The organism is Mangrovibacter phragmitis, assembly GCF_001655675.1.
Taxonomy (GTDB): domain Bacteria; phylum Pseudomonadota; class Gammaproteobacteria; order Enterobacterales; family Enterobacteriaceae; genus Mangrovibacter; species Mangrovibacter phragmitis.
Genome location: NZ_LYRP01000001.1, coordinates 1,161,284 through 1,184,324, shown reverse-complemented (window position 1 = coordinate 1,184,324; position 23,041 = coordinate 1,161,284). Strand labels below are relative to the sequence as shown.

Here is a 23,041-nt window from a genome sequence, read left to right as displayed (position 1 = left end):
AATAACAGCGCTAACGGCCTGCGGAGGGCATGTGGATAAAATTTTTGTCGAAGAGGCAGTCAATGAACTGCACACTATTCAGGATATGCTGCGTTGGGCCGTCAGCCGTTTTAGCGCGGCAAATATTTGGTATGGGCACGGTACGGATAACCCGTGGGATGAAGCCGTACAACTGGTGCTACCCACTCTCTACCTGCCACTGGATATCCCTGAAGACATGCGTCAGTGCCGCCTGACATCCAGCGAACGTCACCGCATTGTTGAACGGGTGATTCGCCGTGTGAACGAGCGTATACCGGTCGCCTACCTGACCAACAAAGCCTGGTTTTGCGGCCATGAGTTTTATGTTGACGAACGGGTGCTGGTGCCGCGTTCCCCGATTGGTGAACTGATCAACACACATTTTGCCGGGCTGGCGGATGGCGAGCCGGCACATCTTCTGGATATGTGTACAGGTAGTGGGTGTATTGCTATTGCCTGTGCTTATGCATTCCCGGAAGCTGAAGTGGATGCAGTGGATATCTCCCCGGATGCCCTGGCTGTGGCGGAGCGCAATATTGCGGAACATGGGCTGGAGCATCAGGTCACCCCGATTCGTTCTGATCTTTTCCGTGATTTGCCCAAAGTACAGTACGACATTATTGTGACCAACCCGCCCTATGTTGACGCAGAAGATATGGCGGATTTGCCGGGTGAATACCGCTTTGAACCTGAACTGGGGCTGGCTGCGGGCACTGATGGCCTGAAACTTGCCCGCCGGATACTGGCCTGTTCCCCGGACTACCTGGCTGATGGCGGCATCCTGATTTGTGAAGTCGGCAACAGCATGGTACATCTGGCAGAACAATACCCCGATGTCCCTTTCACCTGGCTTGAATTTGATAACGGCGGTGATGGCGTCTTTATGCTGACCAAAGCGCAGCTTATTGCCGCGCATGAGTATTTCAGTATTTATAAAGATTAATCTGCTGTGGGCCGCCTGGCCCACAATTGCCCCTTTAAACGATAACAACGGTAAGGAGCCGTGATGGCAGGTAACACTATTGGACAGGTATTCCGTGTAACCACGTTTGGTGAGTCTCATGGGTTGGCGTTGGGCTGCATTGTTGATGGCGTCCCACCGGGTATTGCGCTGACTGAAGCGGACTTGCAACATGACCTGGACCGCCGTCGTCCGGGGACTTCACGTTACACCACTCAACGCCGCGAACCGGATCAGGTAAAAATTTTATCCGGGGTATTCGAAGGTGTCACCACCGGTACCAGCATTGGGTTGCTTATCGAAAATACCGATCAGCGCTCTCAGGATTACAGCGCCATTAAGGATGTATTCCGTCCGGGTCATGCAGATTACACCTACGAGCAAAAATATGGCCTGCGCGATTATCGTGGCGGAGGCCGTTCATCGGCTCGCGAAACGGCAATGCGAGTTGCCGCTGGTGCAATTGCCAAGAAATATCTGGCTGAAAAATTCGGTATTGTGGTGCGCGCATGCCTTTCGCAAATGGGCGATGTCCCACTGGATATCGTTGACTGGGAACAGGTTGAGCAAAATGCGTTCTTCTGCCCGGATCCGGATAAAGTGGCTGCACTTGATGAACTGATGCGTGCACTCAAGAAAGAAGGGGATTCAATCGGCGCGAAAGTGACGGTTGTTGCAGATAACGTCCCTCCTGGTTTTGGTGAGCCGGTTTTCGACCGACTGGATGCGGATATCGCCCATGCACTAATGAGCATTAATGCAGTGAAAGGTGTTGAAATTGGCGATGGTTTTGGTGTGGTGGGGCTGCGTGGCAGCGAAAACCGCGATGAAATTACCCAGTCCGGCTTCACCAGCAACCATGCTGGTGGCGTGTTGGGTGGTATCAGCAGTGGTCAGCAAATAGTGGCTAACATTGCACTGAAACCCACTTCCAGCATTATGGTGCCGGGAAAAACTATTAACCGTGCAGGCGAAGAAGTTGAGATGGTCACTCGCGGTCGTCATGACCCTTGTGTAGGTATTCGTGCAGTGCCGATCGCCGAAGCTATGCTGGCAATCGTGCTGATGGACCACGCGTTGCGCCAGCGTGCGCAGAATGCGGATGTCGCCAGCTCGCTTCCTCGCTGGTAATCTGAATGAACAGAACCATTTTTGCGTTAGCTGGTTTGTTAATGTGCGGCCTTGCTCAGGCCGCGACACCCTGGCAGAAAATCACGCATCCGGTTGCCGGTTCACCGCAATCAATCGGTGCGTATGCCAATGGTTGTATTATTGGTGCCGAGCCATTGCCGCTACAGTCCGATAATTACCAGGTGATGCGTACTGATCAGCACCGTTACTTTGGTCACCCCGATTTGCTGGCGTTTATTGGCCGTTTGTCTGCCAGTGTGCACCAACACGGCATGGGAACGCTGTTGATTGGCGATATGGGTATGGCAGCGGGTGGGCGTTTTAGTAGCGGTCACGCCAGCCACCAAAGTGGCCTGGATGTGGATATTTTCCTGCAACTGCCCAAAGTACGCTGGTCCAGCGCGCAATTGTTAAAACCTCAGGCTCTGGATTTGGTCGCACCGGGCGGAAAACATGTGGTTGAATCGCTCTGGCAGCCAGAAATCGGCCAGTTGATAAAACTGGCTGCTGAAGACAGCGATGTCGCAAGGATTTTTGTTAACCCGGCAATCAAAGAAAAACTGTGTGAAACCGCTGGCACTGACCGCACCTGGTTGCGCAAAGTGCGCCCCTGGTTTGCTCACCGGGCACATATGCATGTGCGTCTGAACTGCCCGGCAACCAGCCTTGAGTGCATTGACCAGGCGCCACCACCACCGGGTGATGGCTGTGGTGCGGAGCTGCAAAGTTGGTTCGAGCCGCCTAAACCTGGTGCTGTGAAACCCGGTAAAAAAACACCGCCACCGATACCGGCATCCTGCCAGGCATTACTGGATAAAAAATTGTTATAAGGGACAAGTGCATGGAGTGGTTCATGGTTTCACCACTGGTGCTGGTGGTGTTATTTTTTGTCGCAATGCTTGCTGGTTTTATTGATTCTCTGGCTGGTGGTGGCGGGTTGTTGACTGTTCCGGCTCTACTGGCAGCCGGCCTGCCTCCAGCTCAGGCACTGGCCACCAATAAACTACAGGCTTGCGGTGGCTCAGTTTCTTCATCGCTCTATTTCATTCGCCGCAAAGTGGTGAGCCTGGCAGACCAAAAACTGAATGTGCTGATGACGTTCATTGGCGCTACATCTGGTGCATTACTGGTGCAGCATATGCATGCCGACATTTTGCGCCAGATCCTGCCCATACTGGTCATCGCCATTGGCTTATATTTTTTGTTAATGCCACGCCTTGGCGAAGCCGACAGGCAACGCCGTTTACATGGGCTGCCATTTGCCCTGGTTGCAGGTGGGTGCGTGGGCTTTTATGATGGATTTTTTGGCCCGGGGGCTGGCTCATTTTATGCGTTGGCGTTTGTTGCACTGGCCGGGTTTAATCTTGCTAAAGCCACGGCTCATGCGAAATTGCTCAATGCCACTTCTAACCTTGGCGGGCTACTGTTGTTTATTATTGGCGGCAAAGTGGTATGGGGTACTGGCTTTGTCATGATGGCCGGGCAGTTTTGCGGTGCCCGCATAGGGTCCCGTCTGGTGCTGAGCAAAGGCCACAAACTGATTCGCCCTATGATAGTGGTGGTATCGGCGGTGATGAGCGCCAAATTACTGTTCGACAGCCACGGGCAAACTATTCTTCACTGGTTAGGTATGCAGTAATGGAAGTAATGGAAACACATCACTACGAACAACTGATTGAGATTTTTAATGGTTGTTTCGCCGAAGACTACAATACTCGCCTGGTCAAAGGCACGGACGAGCCAATTTATCTGCCTGCAGACAGCGAAGCCTCTTACCATCGTGTGGTGTTTGCTCATGGCTATTATGCCAGTGCTCTGCACGAAATCGCACACTGGTGTATTGCTGGTGAAGCGCGGCGCAAGCTGGTTGATTTCGGTTACTGGTATTGCCCGGACGGGCGCGATGAAGCAACACAGCATCAGTTCGAAGATGTGGAAGTGAAACCCCAGGCACTGGAATGGATGTTCTGTGTTGCTGCCGGGTTTGCCTTTAATGTCAGTTGCGACAACCTCAGTGGAGATTTTGAACCCGACCGTATTGTGTTTCAGCGGCGGGTTCACCAGCAGGTGATGCACTGGTTATCTGCAAGTGTTCCTGCCCGTCCGGCTCGTTTTATTGCCGCTTTACAACAGTATTATCATTCTGCGCCCTTCACGGCAGAATCTTTTCCATGGCCCGAAGATTTGTGCTGAGCGCCATACCAACCAGGAGAGAAAGATGATTGAAGCGTTTGAAGCACGCATTCTGGGTTTAATTGACGATATGGTCGAGCATGCCTCTGACGATGAATTGTTTGCCAGCGGGTATTTGCGTGGGCACCTGACTCTGGCTATTGCCGAGGTGGAGCAGGGCGATGACCACTCCTTCGAGCGGGTATACCAGCATGTTGGGCAAAGCCTTGAAACCGCCATCAACGCCGGGGAGTTGTCACCACCAGACCAGGTACTGGTTCTGGATATGTGGGACAAATTGTGGAACCAGGCCAAAGCATAATCCACTCAACCCGGCCTGAGGGCCGGGCATAACCCTTGCGTTTTCTTCTCTATTTTTCTGCCTTTCAGCCACTTGCGTACCCATAACCTGGACGGTGTCATGGCTGCCAGTGTTTTCTGGTCGGACGGTAATGGTTCCGCACTCATTTGTGCTGCCAGCATTTCAGCCACCAGAGGCGCGCTGCATAACCCACGTGAACCCAGTGCACCGAGCATAAATAAGTTCGGATGAACGGGGAGCTGGCGCTGAGTTGCGGCAATTTCTTCCGGGGTCTTCTGGGCATAATCATCCATAAACGCGGCGTAATCCGGGACATTCCCAACCATAGGCAGATGATCACGGGTGGCACAGCGCACACCACACCGGGCATCACCTGCGCGGGTGTCGACTTCCCTGGCCCATTGAGCCTGTGGCAGGCAATCAACCAGGCGTTGCCGGTTTTGAGCCTGGTCTTCTTCGCTGTAATTTGCCGCCGCCTGGCCCCGGTGGTAACTGGCACCAATACAGTGTTGCCCGCGGGCAGAGTCAACCGGTGTCAGGTAACCGTCATAACACAGAACTTGTTTCAGCGCGCCTAGCCCTGGTGTTGTGGGGATATGGCTCACCTGGCCTGCAACCGGGTAGGCAGGGAGATGAGCCGTTTGTTCAAATTGGGTAATGTTGTGTCCATTAGCCAGTACCAGACTGCTATGCTGCGTGGTCTGGCCCCCGGTAAAGTGAATTTCCCAGCCTGCGCCACTACGGTTCAGACTCAGAGCCTGCTGGTTATAATGCACTTTCAGGCCTTGCTGGCAAGCCAGCTCAATTACCTGATGAGTCAGGGTTTGTGGGCAAAGCCAGCCGCCCTGCGGGAAGCAAATACCAGAAACCCCTGTTTCCACACCGCAGGTTGCCTGCATCGCTTCTTTACTGACTGCATGAATCAGTGTTTCAGGCAGTGGCATATCCAGCATTTTTGCCAGTTTATCGGCGCTTTTATCATTCCACGCTAACTGAGTGACACCACACCAGTCGTGGTCGAATGCCACTGGCAGGCGGTCATATAACCGTCGCGCGAACCCAAAAGCGTGAGGGAAAAACGCGGCCAGTGCCGGATCATGTTGGTTGAGCAATGGGTAAAGCGCACCCTGGCGGTTTCCTGATGCGCCTTGTGCTGGCGCGCTATCGGCGCAATACAGGGTTACATCCCAGCCACGGCGCAATAACGCGAGGCTTAATAATGCACTGGCAATACCACCACCAATAATGGCCGTCTCGCGGCAGCTTGCCGCCTGGCGGGTATACCAGGGTGTGGAGAGTGGCGTGCTGATGGCTTCAGCCAGTACACCGGTCAGCATTTCCCGCTTGCGGCCAAACCCCTTACGTTTTTCAACCTGAAAGCCAGCCTGCTGTAACCCACGGCGAACAAAACCCGCGGAGGTGAATGTCGCCATGGTCCCTCCAGGTTTCGCCAGGCGAGCCATGCCGTCAAACAATGCCTGATTCCACATGTCTGGATTACGCGAAGGGGCGAAACCGTCCAGAAACCAGGCGTCAATTTGCTGATTCAGGGTGCAGTCAAGTTGGGTGAGGCTGGTATTAATATCGCCAAACCACAAATCTACAGTTACGCGCCCATTATCCAGCACCAGGCGGTGGCAGCCGGCAACCGCATCAGGCCACTGCGCCTGCAATTGGGTGGCGAATGTAGCCAGTTGTGGCCACTGCTGGTGGGCTTTCGTGAGGTCATCCAGGCGTAACGGAAATTTTTCAAAACTGATAAAGTGCAACCGCTGTAGCGCTGCCTGCGGGTTATCGGTATGGAAGGTGGTGAATTGTTCCCATAACGCCAGAAAATTCAGCCCGGTCCCAAAACCGCTTTCAGCCACCACAAACACGCTTTCCTGGTGGTTGAAAAACCGGTCTTTCAGCCTGTTTCCATCAAGGAAAACATAGCGGGTTTCTTCCAGCCCATTGTCATTTGAAAAGTAGACGTCATCAAATTGTCGGGAAACAGGTGTACCCTCAGCATTGAAGTCCAGTGTGGCAGTTTGTATGCAGTTTTGTTTCACGTAAGTTGCTCGTATAACACGGGGTGCCACGATCTTAAGGGTTAGTCTGAGCTGGCGCAAATTATCTGCACAAAATGGCTGATCGGACTTGTTCGGCGTACAACTGTACGCTATTGTGCGACACGAAATCTAAAATATGCAGTGAAAGAGGTATTGAATGAAACGTGCAGTGATTACTGGCCTGGGTATCGTTTCCAGCATCGGTAATAACCAGCAGGAAGTCCTGGCATCTCTGCGTGAAGGGCGCTCAGGGATCACTTTCTCTCAAGAACTGAAAGATTCCGGTATGCGTAGCCACGTATGGGGTAATGTCAAGCTGGATACCACAGGCTTAATCGATCGCAAAGTCGTTCGCTTTATGAGTGACGCCTCTGTTTATGCTTACTTGTCCATGGATGAGGCAATTAAAGATGCCAAACTGGCTGACGAAGTTTACCAGAACAACCCACGCGTTGGGCTGATTGCCGGTTCTGGTGGCGGTTCGCCAAAATTTCAGGTCTTTGGCGCAGATGCCATGCGCAGCCCTCGTGGTCTGAAAGCTGTTGGCCCCTACGTTGTTACCAAAGCTATGGCCTCAGGTGTTTCTGCCTGCCTGGCTACGCCATTTAAAATTCATGGCGTGAACTACTCTATCAGCTCCGCCTGTGCAACATCAGCACACTGTATTGGCAATGCGGTTGAGCAAATTCAGCTTGGTAAGCAAGATATCGTGTTCGCTGGTGGTGGTGAAGAGTTGTGCTGGGAACTGGCCTGTGAGTTTGATGCCATGGGCGCGCTGTCTACCAAATACAATGAAACCCCGGAAAAAGCTTCCCGTACTTATGACGCACATCGCGACGGCTTTGTTATCGCTGGCGGCGGCGGCATGGTCGTGGTTGAAGAACTGGAGCATGCTCTGGCTCGTGGCGCTCATATTTATGCAGAAATCGTTGGTTATGGCGCAACGTCTGATGGTGCAGATATGGTTGCGCCTTCTGGTGAAGGTGCCGCGCGTTGCATGAGAATGGCAATGGAAGGTCTGGATACACCTGTCGATTACCTGAATACTCATGGTACGTCTACACCAGTGGGTGATGTAAAAGAACTGGGTGCGATCCGTGAAGTGTTTGGCGAAAATACGCCAGCGCTATCTGCAACTAAGGCCATGACCGGCCACTCACTGGGTGCTGCCGGGGTTCAGGAAGCAATTTACAGCCTGCTGATGCTGGAACACGGTTTTATCGCGCCAAGCATTAACATTGACGAGCGTGATCCGCTGGCTGAAGGCATGAATATCGTTACTGAACCGACTGAACGTGACCTGACAACAGTGATGTCCAACAGCTTCGGGTTCGGCGGCACCAACGCCACACTGGTAATGCGTAAATACAGCAAATAAAGGCGTTTTAATGTCTTTTGCATAAGGGGCGGGTGACTGCCCCTTTATTTTTTTGCAGTCTTGCTATTTTTATACTCTGTATTGTTTTCTCTGCAACATACTCTCGCACAACCACCTGCCTTCCACTGAACAACCAGCTCCGCGCTAAAATATTTTCTCTCCTTTTATTCTGGCTGCGATAAATACCGCCTTTTGCTTTAACTATTATTAATAGCCAGTTAAACAGCGATAAGCATTTCTCATACATGTAAATAAGAGATTGCCTGCGGGCTTTCAAACTAAATAAACAGGTGTTGCACTCCATTTTTGCGTCACCTATTCTGATGACGAAGATATTACTAATAATTAATGAATGCCATCCGGGATGGCATGCAATTCAGATTGTGTGCCACGTTGGAGCTTTCAGGTAAAAGCCTGATCTGCTTGCAGACACAATCCAGCCACTGTGCCTTTTATGTCCGAGGAATATTTTGAGTAATAGCAACCCTCTTGATTCGCAGCAGTTGACGGTTCTTCAGGCTCTGGAACTGGCGAATGCTCACTGGAATGCCGGGCAGGCCGCACAGGCGGAGCAGCTTTGCCTGCGGGTGCTGGAAGTCGCACCATTACAACACGATGCCCTTAATCTGCTGGGGCTTATGATGCATGCCTACGGTATGCTGGATAAGGCTATTGATTATATACATAAGGCCTGCCATTCACCGGATGCTCCGGCAATAATATTTAGCAATCTGGCGGAGCTTTATCGCCAGAAAGGTTTGCTGGTAGAGGCCGAACATGCTGCTCGTATTGCAGTAGAGCAAGAGCCTGAACTGATTGTGGCATGGAGTAATCTTGGCATCATTTTGCAGGAGGCCGGGAAATTCACGGAAAGCCTGGAGTGCCTGGAATACGTTACATCTTTGCAACCGGATAATGCTCAAGCGCACAATAACCTGGCTAATACCTGCCAGCGGCTGGGCTATTTGCACCGTGCTCAGGAAAGTTACCAGCGAGCTTTATCACTGCGTCCCGAGTATGCGGAAGTGTACAGTAATCTCACTTTATTGTTGAGTGACCTTGGTTGTATTGATGAGGCTGTGGCTTCTGCGCGGCGGGCGATAGATATCAACCCGCAACTTGCGGATGCGTATTTAAACCTGGCGAATATTGAGTTATCGCGCATGCGTTACGCTGATGCCAGACACTGGGTGAATTCACTGCTGGAGTTTGCGCCACAACATGTGGGAGGGCTTACCGCACTTGCCCAAATTTTGATTGTTGATGAGCGTTATGAGGAAGCCGTTGCAGTTGCGCGCAAGTCCCTGGCTATTGCAGCGGGTAATGCGAATACGCATAAGGTTCTGGGGACAGCCTTGCAGGGCCTTGGGCGGTATGAAGAAGCTGAGCAGGCCTATAACCAGGCGGCGGAGTTACCGGGTACGGTTGCCGAAGAAGCGCTTGTTGCGCGGGCAGTTTTACTGATGGAGACTGGCGACATGGATGCCGCGTCTGCCGGGTTTCAACTGGCATTGAAGCGTTTTCCTGATTCACCGCGGGTTCTGGCAGCGTGTTGCGATAATAAATTCTACCAGGCAGGCGACCCTGATATTGAGGTTATGGAAAATGCGTTGGCGCGTGAGCCGGTACTGCCCATTCATGAACAAATATTGCTGCATTTTTCGCTTGGCAAAGCGTATCTGGATATCAAGGATTCCGATCGTGCATTTTTCCATCTTGACCAGGGTAATGCTTTTAAGCGTGCCACTTTTAATTATGATGCCAAACAGATTAGCGTATGGATGAAAAGTATTGCTGAGGTTTTTACCCCGGCATTAATGGCACGGTTCAGAGGCGCAGGCGTGGTTTCCGGGCGGCCTGTTTTTATTATCGGCATGCCCCGCTCCGGCACCACCCTGGTTGAACAGATTCTTGCGTCACACCCCGATGTCTACGGCGCAGGAGAGTCAGGCGTGTTGGGGCGGGTAGTGGCACAGGCAGGCCGTTTCCCTGAGGATGTGGGTAACTGGAGCCGTAATCATTTTCTTAATATTGGCACCGATTATCTTCAACAGATCAGCCATCTGGCACCAGATGCACTGCGAGTGGTAGACAAACTGCCGGGAAACTTCCTCTATGCCGGCCTGATTCCACTACTGATGCCTGGCGCACGTATCATTCACTGCCGTCGTGATCCTGTGGATACGTGCCTGTCCTGTTACAGCAAGCTTTTTTCCGGGGAACAGTTATTTACTTACCAACTGGATGAACTGGGGCAGTTTTATCTTGACTACCAGGCGCTGATGGCTCACTTCTGTCAGGTATTACCGCCTGAATGCTTTATCGAAGTTGATTATGAAGCGGTGGTCGATGATCTGGATGGCCAGGCGCGGCGTCTGATTGATTTCATCGATCTTCCCTGGAATGACGCTTGTCTGCACTTCCACAAAACCCGGCGTATTGTACGTACTGCAAGTATGGCTCAGGTGCGCCAGCCCATCTACACCTCTTCCATTGGGCGATGGCACAGGCATGCTGCCCACCTTGGTCCTTTGCTGGATGTGCTCGGTGTTGAAAAAAGATGAACCCGGAACAGAGAGATCTTAGCGCACTCTGGCAGCAGGTTGATGTACTCCTGAAAGCTGAATGCTGGGCCGAGGCAGAGAGGGTGTTGTGTCAGGCACTGTCTTCTGGCACCGCTCCTGTTGCCTTATGGCGTCAGTTGTACATGGCATTGCGCCAGCAGGGTAAATTTGTCGCAGCTACTCAAGTGATGGACATGATTGTACAGGTTGTGCCGGGCGATATGAGTGCACGGTTTGACCTGTCTGAGATGCTGTTACTACAGGGCGAGTTTACGCGTGGCTGGCGAGAATACCGCTTTCGCTACAAGCTTGACCATACCCGCATGTTCGAACGGCATATGCAAAAACCGCGCTGGGAAGGGCAGCCTGTCAAAGGAAAGACATTGTTGATCCACGATGAGCAAGGTTATGGCGATACCTTCCAGTTTTTGCGGCTGGTTGAGCAGGCTCAGGAACGCAGTGGTGCTCATATTGTACTGGAAGTGAACCCGGAAGCCTTTAACCTGGCGCGAAGTGTCCGTGGGTATGACCAGTTGATAGTCAGGGGAACGCTTCCTCCGCCTTTCGACTTGCACTGTGAGCTGATGAGTCTGCCTGCGGCGCTTGGTTTGCAACTGTCGCATCTGCCGGGAAGAGTACCTTATTTATTTGCTGATCCTGAGCGTGTGGAAAAATGGCGATTGCGGTTTGCAGGCCTGCCACGTCCGTTAGTGGGGTTGGTGTGGGCCGGGAGCCCCACGCATGCCAATGATAAGCGCCGCTCGATAGCACTGGCTGACCTGGCTCCATTAGCTCAGGAAGGGATTACCTTTCTGGCACTGCAGAAAGGGCCTGCGGCAGGGCAGGCCACCACACCACCACCTGGTATGTCGCTGTTGTCGTTGAGTAGCGAAATTGATGATTTTGATGATACAGCCGCCATCCTGAGCATCGTGGATACCCTGGTGTCTGTAGACTCATCGCCGGTTCATCTGGCTGGTGCGCTTGGGCGCCCGGCCTGGGTACTGCTACCTTTCCTGAATGACTGGCGCTGGCTAATACAACGTGACGATTCACCCTGGTATCCGGGAATGCGCTTGTTCCGCCAGCCTGTGCCCGGGCAATGGGAAACCGTTCTGCAAAATGTTGCCGCTGCTTTAAAAGAATTGAAGGGTAAGGCTGATATGGCAGCACCTTCCTCTATGAACATGAGCGAAAAGCACTAATCCCCTGAACTTGTAGTCTTGATTATTTTTACCTGGTTAATCCTTCTGCCACAGATTAATCAGGTAGATTGGCTATAGCAATAAACCCATAATTATAATGTGTCATTATTGTTTTTTGGCTAATTATGTTCAATGGTTGGAAAAATCTTATCGCAAATTTTAGTTAAGTGAGAGAAGTGAGAGAAGTGAGAAAAAACTTGTTCTGTGCTTTAAACTACGCATGCTGTCGTGAATATCAGCTATGATGAATTATGTAATAATAAGTGGTTATTAGTTTGCGTTAAATACAATACATCTAAACTAAGAAAGATAACATAATAATAAGGTATGGAATGGGACAATGTATTAATAAATCTGCCGATACACAGCTTGACAGGCGTAAGGTTTTGGGGGTGTCTCTTGGGTCAGCTATTGCGTTGATGTCCACCACCGAAGTCTATGCAGCTTGTATAAATGTTGGTAGTTCGGTAACTGTAGTCGGCTCCACCGGGTGCGTTAACTGGTCTGGTGGGAATATGACACTGACCAGTAATGGCACGCTCAGTTCATCAAGTGCTGCGGCCTTAACTGCATCCGCGTTAGCCGAAACATTAACTAACAGCGGACTACTTTACGGTACATCATTTGCCGCCCTGGAGAACACCAGCAATAGTCTCGCCGTGGTTAATAATACTGCGATGCTCAGTGACACTGTTGGGATTCTTAATAACGGTACTATTTTATCACTGACCAATAATGCCGGGGGTACGATATCCGGTAATACTGCGGGTATTCAAAACAATACTTACATCATGTCGCTCAGTAATGGTGGCATAATGACCGGCGGAGTTGGTGTCAGCAATACCGGCGATATTGGCACCTTGTCCAATACAGGAAGCATAACCGGAACGACAGTTGGTCTGCAAAATAATGGCACGATTACATCACTGAATAATACCACTGGAACAATTTCCGGGACCACGGCAGGGATTCAGAACAATACTGCTATTACATCGCTGATTAATAACAGTGTCATCACCGGGGGGGTTGGTATCGGCAATGCTGGCAATATTGGCACGTTGTCCAATACGGGAAGCATAACTGGTACGACGGCAGGTATTCAAAATAGTGGCACCACCAGTAGCCTGATAAACAACAGCGCCATCACAGCCGCGGATGCTATCAGTAATACCGGCACCCTGGGGACGTTGGTTAACAATGGAAGCATCTCAGGCAGTGGATATGCTATTTATAACACCTCAACTGGCATCATAGGGCCGGTCACTAACAATGGCCTTATTGCTGGCGACATTTCGAACCTGAGCAGCACCGGATTGACCATCAACGGCGCAAGTGGTGCGAACCAGGGTACCCTGACTGGTGCCAGTGGTAACATTGACAGTGCCAGTATGGGCACTATCGTAAACAGTGCCGCTGATCTCTATTTCAATTCTGGCAATTTACTGCTCAATGATAACGTCAATGTCGGTACCTTTACCCTGCAAAATACAGGGCAGACATTGCAGGTTAACAACCCTGTTAGTATCACCGGAAATTACGCGCAGAGTTCAGCTACAACATTATTGCTTGGCGTTGGCGATTCAGCGGTGAGTAACGGTGTCACGACCGATACAGGGTATGGGCGTTTGATTGTCAGCGGCACCGCTACTATTGGCAGTGGTTCGACGGTGTCACTCAAGTCGCTTAATGCCTGGCGCTTTGCCTCTGGCCAGCGGTACGTGGTGGTATCGGCAGCGAAAAGCGGCACTAATTTTAATGCCAGTTCACTAAATTATGTAATAACGGCTTATGATGGTGAAACGACTGGTTCGGTGGTTGATACCGGTAATACCAGTAACCTGGTGGTTTCTCTTGGTAACCAAACGCCCACGACACCGCAAACGCCAGGAGGAGGAGACAATCCTTCCACTCCGGGAAATACCAGTAATGGGTTTGCTACTACCGCCAATGCGTTATCCTCATTGCGGGGGCTGCAGAATTATACGGGGATTGCACCAGGTCTGCTGGATTTATATAACGCCTCACTGGCTATAGATTCAACCCAGGAAGCAAACAGAGTGGGTGAACAGCTCTCACCCGTACAGAACAGCGGGGCCAGTCATGCAGCGTCAATGGCTACTTTTGGCGCTGTCAACGTGGTTAGCCAGCGGGTTGATTCAATACGCCTGGCGCAATCACATGGAATGAGCGGTGTGGCAGCGGGTGATTCCCCTGACGACTGGTCTGCATGGGGGCAGGTATTTGGCGGCCATGTTAATCAGGGAATGGTGGATAATGTCAGCGGTTATAAAGCAAATTATGGCGGACTGGTACTGGGGGGCGACCGGCTTGTTGGCGAGGCCTGGCGAATGGGTGGTGCACTGACTTACAGCTACACCTCGGTACGTAACCAGGACAATCTCTACGGTAACAAGACAGGTGTCGATTCATGGGGAGTAATTGGTTATGCCAGTTACACAGGTGACCCGTGGTATGTGAACCTGTCTGCCAGTGTCACTCAACAACGTTACGACACAACGCGTAATGTGAGTATGACGGGTTACTCTGACAGGGCGTCGGGCAAGTTTAATGGTCAGCAATATGTTACTAATGCCGAGTTTGGTTACCCGCTGCTCGTGGCGGATAATACCACACTGACACCACTCGCCAGCCTGAATTACAGTTATCAAACCACCGGGAGTTATAAAGAAAGTAGCGATAACGGCTCAGCTCTGTCAGTAGGCGGCAGCCACAATAACGCGGTTCGAAGTGGTCTGGGGGCCCGCCTGGATAAATCATTCCAGACCGGTTTTGGGGATGTTGTACCCTTCATTCAGGCTGTCTGGACACATCAGTATAACCCGCAACGCAGTAGCACGACGGCAAGCTACATAGCGGCAACAGCGGGGGAAACCAACTTCACGACCTTTGGTGCTTCACCGGTTGAAGATACCGCGGATTTATCTGTTGGCGCCACTCTGGTTAAATCCGACACGCTAACGCTGAATGCCCGCTATAACGTGCAACTTGGCCAACAGTATCAGGGGCAGACCGTTATTTTGCAGGTACGCAAACAGTTCTGATAAGCCACTCAATACCGCTTCTGGACGTCCCGGCAGCGGTATTCCTTCCTCACATATGTGCCGGAGTCATTTTCACCCGCAGTAAAAGCGCTAAACGTGCAAAACATTACCTGCCGCGCAGGCGTTCTTCCCAGGAAAAATATCACAGCAACAGTAACACCAGACAGAAAACCAGTACCAGCGCGAACAATGTCAGCCCCGGGCGGGCTGACATCACTTTCAGCGGCTCGGATATGAAGGCAATAAACGGGTTATAAATTGGCTGAACACTACGGACATCCAGTTGCACAGCTCCACGCTCGGCACGCATAAAGAAAATTTGGCTAAGCACTTCCTGAACCTGTGCAGCGGTTAAAACTGTCTGCGGGGTGGCCTGCCACTGTTGTTGCAGTGTGTCACTTACCCGCTGTAATTCGTGGGGCTCCATCGGCTGCTTCAACGCCGCCTGAATAACCTGTAATGTGGGCGCCGGGTTATGAGCCAGTGTTTCTCTGGCCTGCAACCAGGTCACCATCAGCGGGAACTGGCGTGCCGGAATTTGCTCGCTGGATTTGGCGCCACTGAGTTCGACCAGATTCTGCCAAATGGTTTTCACAGATTCGCCCGAACTGGCGGCAAGCTTGCTGACCAGTTGATTGAGTGTGCTGTGTTCTGCGGGTAACAACGGCCGCTCTGTCGCCGGGCGCGTGGTTGGCTGCGGAACAACTATTTCGCCTTTTTGTAATACCGTTAACACCGTTTTTAACTGATCTGGCGTGAGCTGGCTGAGTGCCGTATGGCCGAACTCCTGGCGAATATAATTACTCACCGCCTGGCGGTTATTGCCTTGCGAAAGTAAATTATTCAGTTGTTGCAGAACCTGGCGTGTTTCATGGGTTTGTTGGGCACCTGACAGGCGTTGGTTCAGGTTTTGCTCTGCTGCCGGAAAGTGGCGCGACTGCATTGGCGTTGAATTGTTCAACCCAAGATCATGTTTCATTGCGGCCCACACTTCCGCCGGTTGCTGCTGAGTCAGCGCAATGATGCGGGTTATCAGGCGTTCCAGTACCGTACGCTGTATGGTGGACAGCGGTGCTTCACCTGCTGGTGGTGTGGTTTTGGGCGTGCCTGGCGGTTCGCCGGGAGGTTGCGGTGAATGGCCCACAATGGGTTGCATAATAACAAATCCTTAATCTTTCCGGGTCGGTTCAGCCAGACGGCATGTACAGCAATAGGCCTGAGGCCAGGATTATGGCACACTTACGGGTTAATTCCCGCACATAACAGGTATTGTAACGTGAAAATCCTCGTTGATGAAAATATGCCCTATGCTCAGGCGTTGTTCAGCCGGCTGGGGGAAGTTCAGTCTGTACCCGGTCGCCCAATTCCTCAGGGTGAATTGACGGGTGCCGATGCGTTAATGGTGCGTTCGGTCACCAAAGTCAACGCCGGGTTACTGGCTGGTACGCCAGTAAAATTTGTGGGTACTGCAACCGCAGGTACCGACCATGTTGATAGCGCATGGTTATCCAGCGCGGGTATCGGTTTCTCTGCCGCGCCGGGGTGTAATGCGATTGCGGTGGTTGAATATGTCTTTTCCGCATTACTGATGCTCGCTGAGCGTGAAGGTTTCGCTTTGCAGGACCGGACTGTCGGTATTGTTGGGGTAGGTAATGTCGGTGGGCGGTTACAAAAACGTTTAGAGGCGCTGGGTATTAAAACATTATTGTGTGACCCACCGCGTGCTGACCAGGGTGATGATGAGACCTTCCTTCCGCTGGAAACACTGGTGCAGGAAGCGGATATCCTGACGTTTCACACCCCACTGTTTAAAGACGGGCCTTACAAAACCCTGCACCTGGCAGATGAAGCATTATTGCGCCAGTTGAAGCCAGGAACCATTTTAATTAATGCCTGCCGGGGCCCGGTAGTGGACAATGCTGCATTACTGGCCTGCCTGAACGACGGCCAGGCGCTTTTTACTGTGCTGGATGTATGGGAAGGCGAACCGGAGCTGAACCTGGCACTGCTTGAGCGTGTGGATATTGGCACACCGCATATTGCGGGTTACACCCTGGAAGGGAAAGCCCGCGGTACTACACAGGTATTCGAAGCCTTCAGTGCGTTTATCGGGCAACCTGAAACGGTGTCGTTGAATACACTGCTTCCACCTCCGGAATTTAGTCGGGTTTCCCTGCATGGGAAACTCGATCAAACTGCGCTGAAAAGACTGGTGCATCTGGTGTATGATGTGCGCCGTGATGATGCCCCCTTGCGCAAAGTAGCAGGGCAGGCCGGGGAGTTTGATAAGCTGCGTAAGTTTTACAAAGAACGCAGAGAGTGGTCTTCCTTACTTGTTGAATGTGATGACCAGGCGTCAGCGGCCTTGCTGAATCAGTTAGGTTTTAACGCGCAATTTTCCCCTCACCAATAATCGTCATTACCGCTCCCTGCTGTGTACGGCGGGGAGTGCTTTTATTTTGTCTGGAGTAAACCACTATGTCAGAAGGTTGGAATATCGCCATCCTCGGGGCGACCGGCGCGGTCGGTGAAGCCCTGATTGAGTTACTTGGAGAGCGTCAGTTCCCTGTTGGTGAACTTCACTTGCTGGCGACAGCAGAAAGCGCGGGTACCACCGTGCGTTTCGCAGGCAAAACGCTGAAGGTACAGGATGCCGCTGAGTTTGACTGGGTGCAGGCTCAACTGGCATTTTTTGTCGCCGGTGCACAGGCAACGGCTGCATACGTTGAAGAAGCCACTAATGCGGGTTGCGTAGTGATTGATTCCAGCAGCCTGTTTGCACTGGAGCCAGATGTGCCTTTAGTGGTGCCAGATGTAAACCCGTTTGTTCTGGCGGATTACCGTAATCGTAACGTGGTTGCGGTGGCAGACAGCCTGACTTGCCAGTTACTCTCAGCAGTCAAACCCTTGATTGAAGAAGGTGGTCTGTCCCGCCTCCAGGTGACCAGTCTGTTACCGGCTTCTGCTCATGGCAAAGTTGCAGTGGATGCTCTGGCCGGACAGAGCGCCCGCCTGCTTAATGGCTTACCTTTGGAAGGCGATGACCATTTTGGGCGCCAACTGGCATTTAATATGTTGCCCCTGGTGCCTGATGCGCAGGGCAGTGTGCGGGAGGAGCGCCAGGTGGTCGATCAGGTGCGTAAAGTCTTGCAGGATGAAGGGCTGATGATTTCGGTCAGTTGTATCCAGAGCCCGGTATTTTATGGGCACGCGCAAATGGTAGGGATGGAGGCGTTACGCCCGCTCTCTGCAGAAGAAGCGCGTGATGCATTTACTCGCCAGGAAGATATTGCTTTGTCAGAAGAGCAGGACTTCCCAACTCAGGTGGCGGATGCCTCTGGCAGTGTGCACTTGTCGATTGGTTGTGTGCGCAATGATTACGGTTTGCCTGAACAGGTCCAGTTCTGGTCTGTTGCTGATAACGTTCGCTTTGGTGGTGCGTTAATGGCACTGAAAACAGCAGAAAAACTCCTGCAGGAGTACTTCTGGTAATGTCTGATGTGATGGCAGCAAGCCGCAGCAAAATAGCGCTGGGTATTGAGTATGATGGCAGCCAGTATTATGGCTGGCAACGTCAGCAGGAAGTACGTAGTGTTCAGGAAAATCTGGAAAATGCATTAAGCCAGGTTGCTAACGAACCTGTCCATGTATTCTGTGCAGGCAGAACGGATGCGGGGGTGCATGCCACCGGGCAGGTGGTGCATTTTGAAACGCAGGCACAACGCAAAGATGCTGCATGGACTTTGGGCGTCAATGCCAATTTACCTGGCGACATTGCAGTAAAATGGGTGAAACAGGTGCCTGAGGCTTTTCATGCACGTTTCAGTGCCACGGCACGCCGTTATCGCTATGTGATTTATAATAATCGCCTGCGTCCGGCAATTTTGCAGCGTGGCGTATCGCATTACTATCAACCGCTTGATGCAGAAAAAATGCAGCGTGCGGCCCAGAGTTTGTTGGGTGAAAATGACTTCACCTCGTTTCGTGCAGTACAGTGCCAGTCGCGCACCCCCTGGCGTAATGTGTCCCATATTCGGGTAAACCGGTATGGCGAGTATGTGGTGGTGGATATTAAAGCCAACGCTTTTGTGCACCATATGGTACGAAATATAGTGGGTAGTCTGCTGGAAGTCGGGTGTGGTAATCAGCCGGAAGAATGGATAGCCTGGTTGTTGGCGGCGAAAGACAGAACCCTGGCGGCGGCAACAGCCAAAGCGGAAGGGTTATATTTAGTCGCGGTAGATTATCCTGCTGAGTTTTCGTTACCAAAACCGGTGATGGGGCCCTTGTTCCTGCCATCTCTGAGCCTGGATTGTTAAGGATGTATTATGGAATTTGTCCACTTTATCATTGATTTTATTTTACATATTGATGTGCACCTGGCTGAACTGGTCGCTAACTATGGTGTCTGGGTTTATGGGATACTGTTTCTTATCCTGTTTTGTGAAACCGGGTTAGTTGTGACCCCATTCTTGCCTGGCGATTCGTTACTGTTTGTTGCCGGGGCGCTGTCTGCTTTACCGGGTAATGACCTGAATGTGCATATTATGGTGGTGCTGTTGGTCGCTGCTGCCATTATTGGCGATGCCGTCAACTATACTATTGGACGGGTGTTTGGTGAGCGGTTGTTCAGTAACCCGAATTCAAAGATTTTTCGGCGCAGCTATCTTGATAAAACCCATGCATTTTATGAACGTCACGGCGGTAAAACGATAATTCTGGCGCGCTTTGTGCCTATCGTACGGACATTTGCTCCCTTTGTTGCTGGCATGGGGCATATGTCATACCGGCATTTCGCATTGTTTAACGTCACTGGCGCAATCTTGTGGGTGTTGCTGTTCAGCTATGCCGGTTATTGGTTTGGAGACCTGCCGGTAGTACAGGACAACCTGAAATTGTTGATTGTGGCAATTATCGTGCTGTCGGTTTTACCGGGTGTTGTGGAAATTATTCGCCACAAACGCGCAGCAGCACGCCAGGCTCGCCAGATAAAAGAGTAAGCGAAGGGGTTCGACCACTTTTTTATCCAAAGTCGGGCCCGGTTATGGTTTAATGAGCAACATTTATGGTCTGTGGGCGGAGAAAATGGCATTATGCGCCCCCACAGAAAAACTGGCATCGACCAGGTTCAGGCAGAAAGGTCATCAATGAGCTGGATTGAACGAATTCTCAATAAGAGCAACATTACCCCAACCCGCCGCGCTAACATCCCGGAAGGGGTGTGGACGAAATGTGACAGTTGCGGCCAGGTTCTGTACCGCGCTGAGCTGGAGCGCAACCTTGAGGTGTGTCCGAAGTGTGATCATCATATGCGCATGTCTGCGCGTGCACGCCTGCATACCCTGTTAGATGAAGATTCGCTGGTAGAGTTGGGAAGTGAACTTGAGCCTAAAGATGTGCTGAAGTTCAAAGATTCCAAGAAATACAAAGATCGTCTGGCAACCGCCCAGAAAGAAACGGGTGAGAAAGATGCACTGGTAGTAATGAAAGGCACGCTGTTTGGCATGCCGGTTGTTGCGGTTGCATTTGAGTTTGCTTTTATGGGCGGCTCAATGGGCTCGGTCGTTGGCGCACGCTTTATTCGTGCTGTTGAACAGGCGCTGGAAGATAACTGTCCGCTGGTTTGTTTTTCTGCATCCGGGGGCGCACGTATGCAGGAAGCGCTGATGTCGCTGATGCAAATGGCGAAAACCAGTGCTGCGCTGGCTAAAATGCAGGAACGCGGCTTACCGTATATTTCTGTATTAACCGACCCAACGATGGGCGGAGTATCAGCCAGCTTCGCAATGCTTGGTGATTTGAACATTGCTGAACCAAAAGCACTGATTGGCTTTGCTGGTCCGCGTGTTATTGAGCAAACTGTGCGCGAGAAGCTGCCACCGGGCTTCCAGCGCAGTGAGTTCCTGATTGAAAAAGGGGCGATTGATATGATTATTCGCCGCCCGGAAATGCGCCTGAAACTGGCACAAATTCTGGCGAAACTGACTAATCAGCCAGCGCCAAACCCGGATGAAACTGCCGTAATTACGCCGGTTGTTCCCGAAGAAGGCGATGAAGCCTGATAAAACTTTACGGGCAGTACGTAATGCGCTGCCCGTACTACTCATGAATACAGTTATGCAGAACGGCGTTTATGAAACACGAATTGCATCTTGAAGCCACGTCGCCTTTGGCAACGTGGCTTTCTTATCTGGAAAATCTCCACACCAAAACCATTGATCTGGGGCTTGAGCGTGTTGCGAAAGTCGCGGATACGATGGGTGTTCGCAAACCAGCGCCTTTTGTTTTCACCGTTGCCGGAACGAATGGCAAAGGCACAACTTGCCGCATGCTGGAAACCACGCTGATTTCCGCCGGGTATCGGGTTGGCGTCTACAGTTCCCCACATTTGATTCGCTATACCGAACGGGTGCGTATTCAGGGGCAGGAACTGGATGCCGCGCAACATACTGCTTCATTTGCCGCGATAGACTCAGCGCGTGGGGAAACATCTCTCACTTATTTTGAATTTGGTACGCTATCGGCGTTGTACCTGTTTAAACAGGCTGCCGTCGATGTCGCTATTCTGGAAGTTGGTCTGGGTGGGCGCCTTGATGCGACCAATATTGTTGATTGCGATGTTGGCGTCATTACCAGTATTGCGCTGGATCATACCGACTGGCTTGGCCCTGATCGTGAGAGTATTGGCCGGGAAAAGGCCGGTATTTTGCGTAGCGGTAAACCCGCTATTGTCGGCGAGCCTGATATGCCGACGACCATCGCGCAAGTGGCGCAGGATAAAGGCGCGCTATTGAGCCGGGTAGGGCAGGAGTGGCGCTATTCTGTTAACGGGCAGCACTGGTGTTTCAGTGATAAGTTTGGTGAACTGGTTAACCTTCCGCTTCCCCAGGTACCGCAGCCTAATGCTGCCACTGCGTTGGCCGCACTGCGCGCCAGTGGGCTCAGTGTCACTGAACAGCATATTCGCGACGGGTTGTCTAATGCCACATTACCAGGACGTTTCCAGGTTGTGGCTCACTCGCCGCAGGTGATTCTGGATGTGGCACATAATCCACACGCGGCAGGGTATCTCGCCAGCCGGTTAGCGTCGCTGCCGAAAAGCGGGCGAGTTCTTGCTGTGGTGGGGATGTTGCACGATAAAGATATCGCGGGGACGCTGGCATGTTTGTCACCACAGGTTGATAGCTGGTATTGTGCTCCTCTGGAAGGCCCGCGTGGTGCTTCGGCAGAAACGCTGGTGGCGCATCTCCCCGGAGCCAGTACCTGGCCTGATGTCGCGCACGCCTGGCGGGCGGCAATGGCGGATGCGGCCCCAGAAGATACCGTGCTGGTATGTGGCTCATTCCATACTGTGGCACATGTAATGGAAGAAATGGACGCGGGGATGACGGGTGGCAAGTAAGTTTCAAAACCGGTTAGTGGGAACAGTTGTGCTGGTTGCGCTGGCAGTTATTGTCCTGCCAGGGTTACTCGACGGTCAAAAAAAACACTATCAGGATGAGTTTGCAGCAATTCCGCTGGTACCTAAAGCAGGCGACAAAGACGAAAACGACTTACTGCCGCCAGCCAGCCAGCCTATTCCGGCTCAACCACCTGAGGGTGCGGCTGAAGAGGTAAGAGCGAGCAATGCGTCTAACTCGTCAATAGATACAGCAAATTTACCAGCCAATACTGGTGCCGGGCTGGATGCCATTCCTGTTGAAAGGGATTCCTCTGCATCCGGGCGCAATACACGGGTGGTCACTCACCAACCCGGTGCGGATAAAACCTCGGCGCAGCAACCTGTTTCCCAACCGGCCACACAACCAAAAACACCGGTGAAAGAGAATTCGCCACCCCTACCTCAGGGTAAGGCGTATGTGGTGCAGTTAGGTGCGTTGAAAAATGCTGACAAAGTGAATGAAATAGTCAGTAAATTACGTGCTTCAGGTTACCGGGTGTATACCTCGCCAACCACCCCGGTTCAGGGGAAAATCACCCGGATTCTGGTCGGCCCGGAAGTTTCAAAAGACAAACTTAAAGCCTCACTGGGCGATTTGCACAGTTTATCCGGGCTTAACGGTGTGGTGATGAATTACAGCGTTCATTAACACGTTGACCGGTAAAGAATATCAGGGGCAAGCGTTATGCTTGCAGCCTGGATAAGTGCCCGTCACACGGGCTCAGGGTTGTGG

19 protein-coding genes are annotated in these 23,041 nt (G+C 51.8%); 17 read left to right on the top strand and 2 right to left on the bottom strand.

The features are described from left to right. Positions 1 to 31 precede the first annotated feature (31 nt). The 6 genes from prmB to A9B99_RS05295 all read left to right on the top strand — a co-directional run bounded on the left by prmB (position 32) and on the right by A9B99_RS05295 (position 4,607). Positions 32 to 964 (top strand): 50S ribosomal protein L3 N(5)-glutamine methyltransferase, encoded by a 933-nt coding sequence (gene prmB / locus A9B99_RS05320; protein WP_064595566.1) that lies wholly within the window; start codon positions 32 to 34, stop codon positions 962 to 964. A gap of 63 nt (positions 965 to 1,027) precedes the next feature. Next, complete coding sequence (gene aroC / locus A9B99_RS05315; protein WP_064595278.1) at positions 1,028 to 2,113, top strand: chorismate synthase; 1,086 nt, start codon at positions 1,028 to 1,030, stop codon at positions 2,111 to 2,113. Between the two features lie 5 nt (positions 2,114 to 2,118). After that, complete coding sequence (mepA, locus tag A9B99_RS05310) at positions 2,119 to 2,943, top strand: penicillin-insensitive murein endopeptidase (RefSeq protein WP_064595276.1); 825 nt, start codon at positions 2,119 to 2,121, stop codon at positions 2,941 to 2,943. A gap of 11 nt (positions 2,944 to 2,954) precedes the next feature. Beyond that, positions 2,955 to 3,752, top strand: coding sequence for a sulfite exporter TauE/SafE family protein (locus A9B99_RS05305; protein ID WP_064595274.1), 798 nt, complete (start codon positions 2,955 to 2,957; stop codon positions 3,750 to 3,752). 8 nt (positions 3,753 to 3,760) lie between these two features. After that, on the top strand, positions 3,761 to 4,306 hold the full coding sequence (locus A9B99_RS05300) for an elongation factor P hydroxylase (protein ID WP_064595565.1): 546 nt from the start codon (positions 3,761 to 3,763) through the stop codon (positions 4,304 to 4,306). Positions 4,307 to 4,331: 25 nt separating this feature from the next. Next, positions 4,332 to 4,607 carry a YfcL family protein gene (locus A9B99_RS05295; RefSeq protein ID WP_064595272.1) on the top strand — a complete coding sequence of 92 codons (276 nt, stop codon included), beginning with the start codon at positions 4,332 to 4,334 and terminating at the stop codon, positions 4,605 to 4,607. A 5-nt stretch (positions 4,608 to 4,612) separates the two neighbouring features. Here A9B99_RS05295 and mnmC read toward each other — a convergent pair whose 3' ends face one another. Further along, a complete protein-coding gene (mnmC, locus tag A9B99_RS05290; protein WP_064595270.1) occupies positions 4,613 to 6,658 on the bottom strand; it encodes a bifunctional tRNA (5-methylaminomethyl-2-thiouridine)(34)-methyltransferase MnmC2/FAD-dependent 5-carboxymethylaminomethyl-2-thiouridine(34) oxidoreductase MnmC1 in 2,046 nt (681 codons plus the stop codon). A 157-nt stretch (positions 6,659 to 6,815) separates the two neighbouring features. Between mnmC and fabB the strand changes: the two genes are divergently transcribed. The 4 genes from fabB to A9B99_RS05265 all read left to right on the top strand — a co-directional run bounded on the left by fabB (position 6,816) and on the right by A9B99_RS05265 (position 14,867). Further along, positions 6,816 to 8,036 carry a beta-ketoacyl-ACP synthase I gene (gene fabB, locus A9B99_RS05285; RefSeq protein ID WP_064595267.1) on the top strand — a complete coding sequence of 407 codons (1,221 nt, stop codon included), beginning with the start codon at positions 6,816 to 6,818 and terminating at the stop codon, positions 8,034 to 8,036. Between the two features lie 470 nt (positions 8,037 to 8,506). After that, entirely contained in the window at positions 8,507 to 10,600 is a 2,094-nt protein-coding gene (locus A9B99_RS05275) for a tetratricopeptide repeat-containing sulfotransferase family protein (protein ID WP_064595263.1), read from the top strand. Then, positions 10,597 to 11,805 (top strand): hypothetical protein, encoded by a 1,209-nt coding sequence (locus A9B99_RS05270; protein ID WP_064595261.1) that lies wholly within the window; start codon positions 10,597 to 10,599, stop codon positions 11,803 to 11,805. The genes A9B99_RS05275 and A9B99_RS05270 overlap by 4 nt, the downstream gene beginning before the upstream one ends. A gap of 332 nt (positions 11,806 to 12,137) precedes the next feature. Further along, on the top strand, positions 12,138 to 14,867 hold the full coding sequence (locus A9B99_RS05265) for an autotransporter outer membrane beta-barrel domain-containing protein (RefSeq protein ID WP_064595259.1): 2,730 nt from the start codon (positions 12,138 to 12,140) through the stop codon (positions 14,865 to 14,867). A gap of 142 nt (positions 14,868 to 15,009) precedes the next feature. On the opposite strand, the gene flk is transcribed toward A9B99_RS05265, so the two are convergent. After that, on the bottom strand, positions 15,010 to 16,023 hold the full coding sequence (gene flk, locus A9B99_RS05260) for a flagella biosynthesis regulator Flk (protein WP_064595257.1): 1,014 nt from the start codon (positions 16,021 to 16,023) through the stop codon (positions 15,010 to 15,012). Between the two features lie 120 nt (positions 16,024 to 16,143). On the opposite strand from flk, the gene pdxB reads away from it, so the two are divergent. The 7 genes from pdxB (at position 16,144) to dedD (ending at position 22,957) form a co-directional block, all read left to right on the top strand. Further along, positions 16,144 to 17,280 (top strand): 4-phosphoerythronate dehydrogenase PdxB, encoded by a 1,137-nt coding sequence (pdxB, locus tag A9B99_RS05255; RefSeq protein WP_064595255.1) that lies wholly within the window; start codon positions 16,144 to 16,146, stop codon positions 17,278 to 17,280. A gap of 65 nt (positions 17,281 to 17,345) precedes the next feature. Next, on the top strand, positions 17,346 to 18,359 hold the full coding sequence (locus A9B99_RS05250) for an aspartate-semialdehyde dehydrogenase (protein WP_064595253.1): 1,014 nt from the start codon (positions 17,346 to 17,348) through the stop codon (positions 18,357 to 18,359). Beyond that, positions 18,359 to 19,186: a tRNA pseudouridine(38-40) synthase TruA gene (gene truA / locus A9B99_RS05245; RefSeq protein ID WP_064595251.1), complete on the top strand. Its 828-nt coding sequence runs from the start codon at positions 18,359 to 18,361 to the stop codon at positions 19,184 to 19,186. The genes A9B99_RS05250 and truA overlap by 1 nt, the downstream gene beginning before the upstream one ends. Before the next feature lie 9 nt (positions 19,187 to 19,195). Next, entirely contained in the window at positions 19,196 to 19,867 is a 672-nt protein-coding gene (locus A9B99_RS05240) for a DedA family protein (RefSeq protein WP_064595249.1), read from the top strand. Positions 19,868 to 20,014: 147 nt separating this feature from the next. Beyond that, positions 20,015 to 20,929, top strand: a complete 915-nt coding sequence (gene accD, locus A9B99_RS05235; RefSeq protein ID WP_036116051.1) for an acetyl-CoA carboxylase, carboxyltransferase subunit beta — start codon at positions 20,015 to 20,017, stop codon at positions 20,927 to 20,929. Positions 20,930 to 21,000: 71 nt separating this feature from the next. Then, a complete protein-coding gene (gene folC / locus A9B99_RS05230) occupies positions 21,001 to 22,269 on the top strand; it encodes a bifunctional tetrahydrofolate synthase/dihydrofolate synthase (RefSeq protein ID WP_064595247.1) in 1,269 nt (422 codons plus the stop codon). Next, complete coding sequence (dedD, locus tag A9B99_RS05225; RefSeq protein ID WP_064595245.1) at positions 22,259 to 22,957, top strand: cell division protein DedD; 699 nt, start codon at positions 22,259 to 22,261, stop codon at positions 22,955 to 22,957. Before folC ends, dedD begins: the two co-directional genes overlap by 11 nt. The last annotated feature ends 84 nt before the right edge of the window (positions 22,958 to 23,041 follow it).

Excerpts from the sequence above, each read along its gene's own strand:
- aroC (WP_064595278.1), top strand. The coding sequence starts at position 1,028 with ATGGCAGGTAACACTATTGGACAGGTATTCCGTGTAACCACGTTTGGT.
- mepA (WP_064595276.1), top strand. The coding sequence starts at position 2,119 with ATGAACAGAACCATTTTTGCGTTAGCTGGTTTGTTAATGTGCGGCCTT.
- A9B99_RS05305 (WP_064595274.1), top strand. The coding sequence starts at position 2,955 with ATGGAGTGGTTCATGGTTTCACCACTGGTGCTGGTGGTGTTATTTTTT.
- A9B99_RS05300 (WP_064595565.1), top strand. The coding sequence starts at position 3,761 with ATGGAAACACATCACTACGAACAACTGATTGAGATTTTTAATGGTTGT.
- A9B99_RS05295 (WP_064595272.1), top strand. The coding sequence starts at position 4,332 with ATGATTGAAGCGTTTGAAGCACGCATTCTGGGTTTAATTGACGATATG.
- fabB (WP_064595267.1), top strand. The coding sequence starts at position 6,816 with ATGAAACGTGCAGTGATTACTGGCCTGGGTATCGTTTCCAGCATCGGT.
- A9B99_RS05270 (WP_064595261.1), top strand. The coding sequence starts at position 10,597 with ATGAACCCGGAACAGAGAGATCTTAGCGCACTCTGGCAGCAGGTTGAT.
- A9B99_RS05265 (WP_064595259.1), top strand. The coding sequence starts at position 12,138 with ATGGGACAATGTATTAATAAATCTGCCGATACACAGCTTGACAGGCGT.
- flk (WP_064595257.1), bottom strand. The coding sequence starts at position 16,023 with ATGCAACCCATTGTGGGCCATTCACCGCAACCTCCCGGCGAACCGCCA.
- A9B99_RS05250 (WP_064595253.1), top strand. The coding sequence starts at position 17,346 with ATGTCAGAAGGTTGGAATATCGCCATCCTCGGGGCGACCGGCGCGGTC.
- truA (WP_064595251.1), top strand. The coding sequence starts at position 18,359 with ATGTCTGATGTGATGGCAGCAAGCCGCAGCAAAATAGCGCTGGGTATT.
- A9B99_RS05240 (WP_064595249.1), top strand. The coding sequence starts at position 19,196 with ATGGAATTTGTCCACTTTATCATTGATTTTATTTTACATATTGATGTG.
- accD (WP_036116051.1), top strand. The coding sequence starts at position 20,015 with ATGAGCTGGATTGAACGAATTCTCAATAAGAGCAACATTACCCCAACC.
- folC (WP_064595247.1), top strand. The coding sequence starts at position 21,001 with ATGAAACACGAATTGCATCTTGAAGCCACGTCGCCTTTGGCAACGTGG.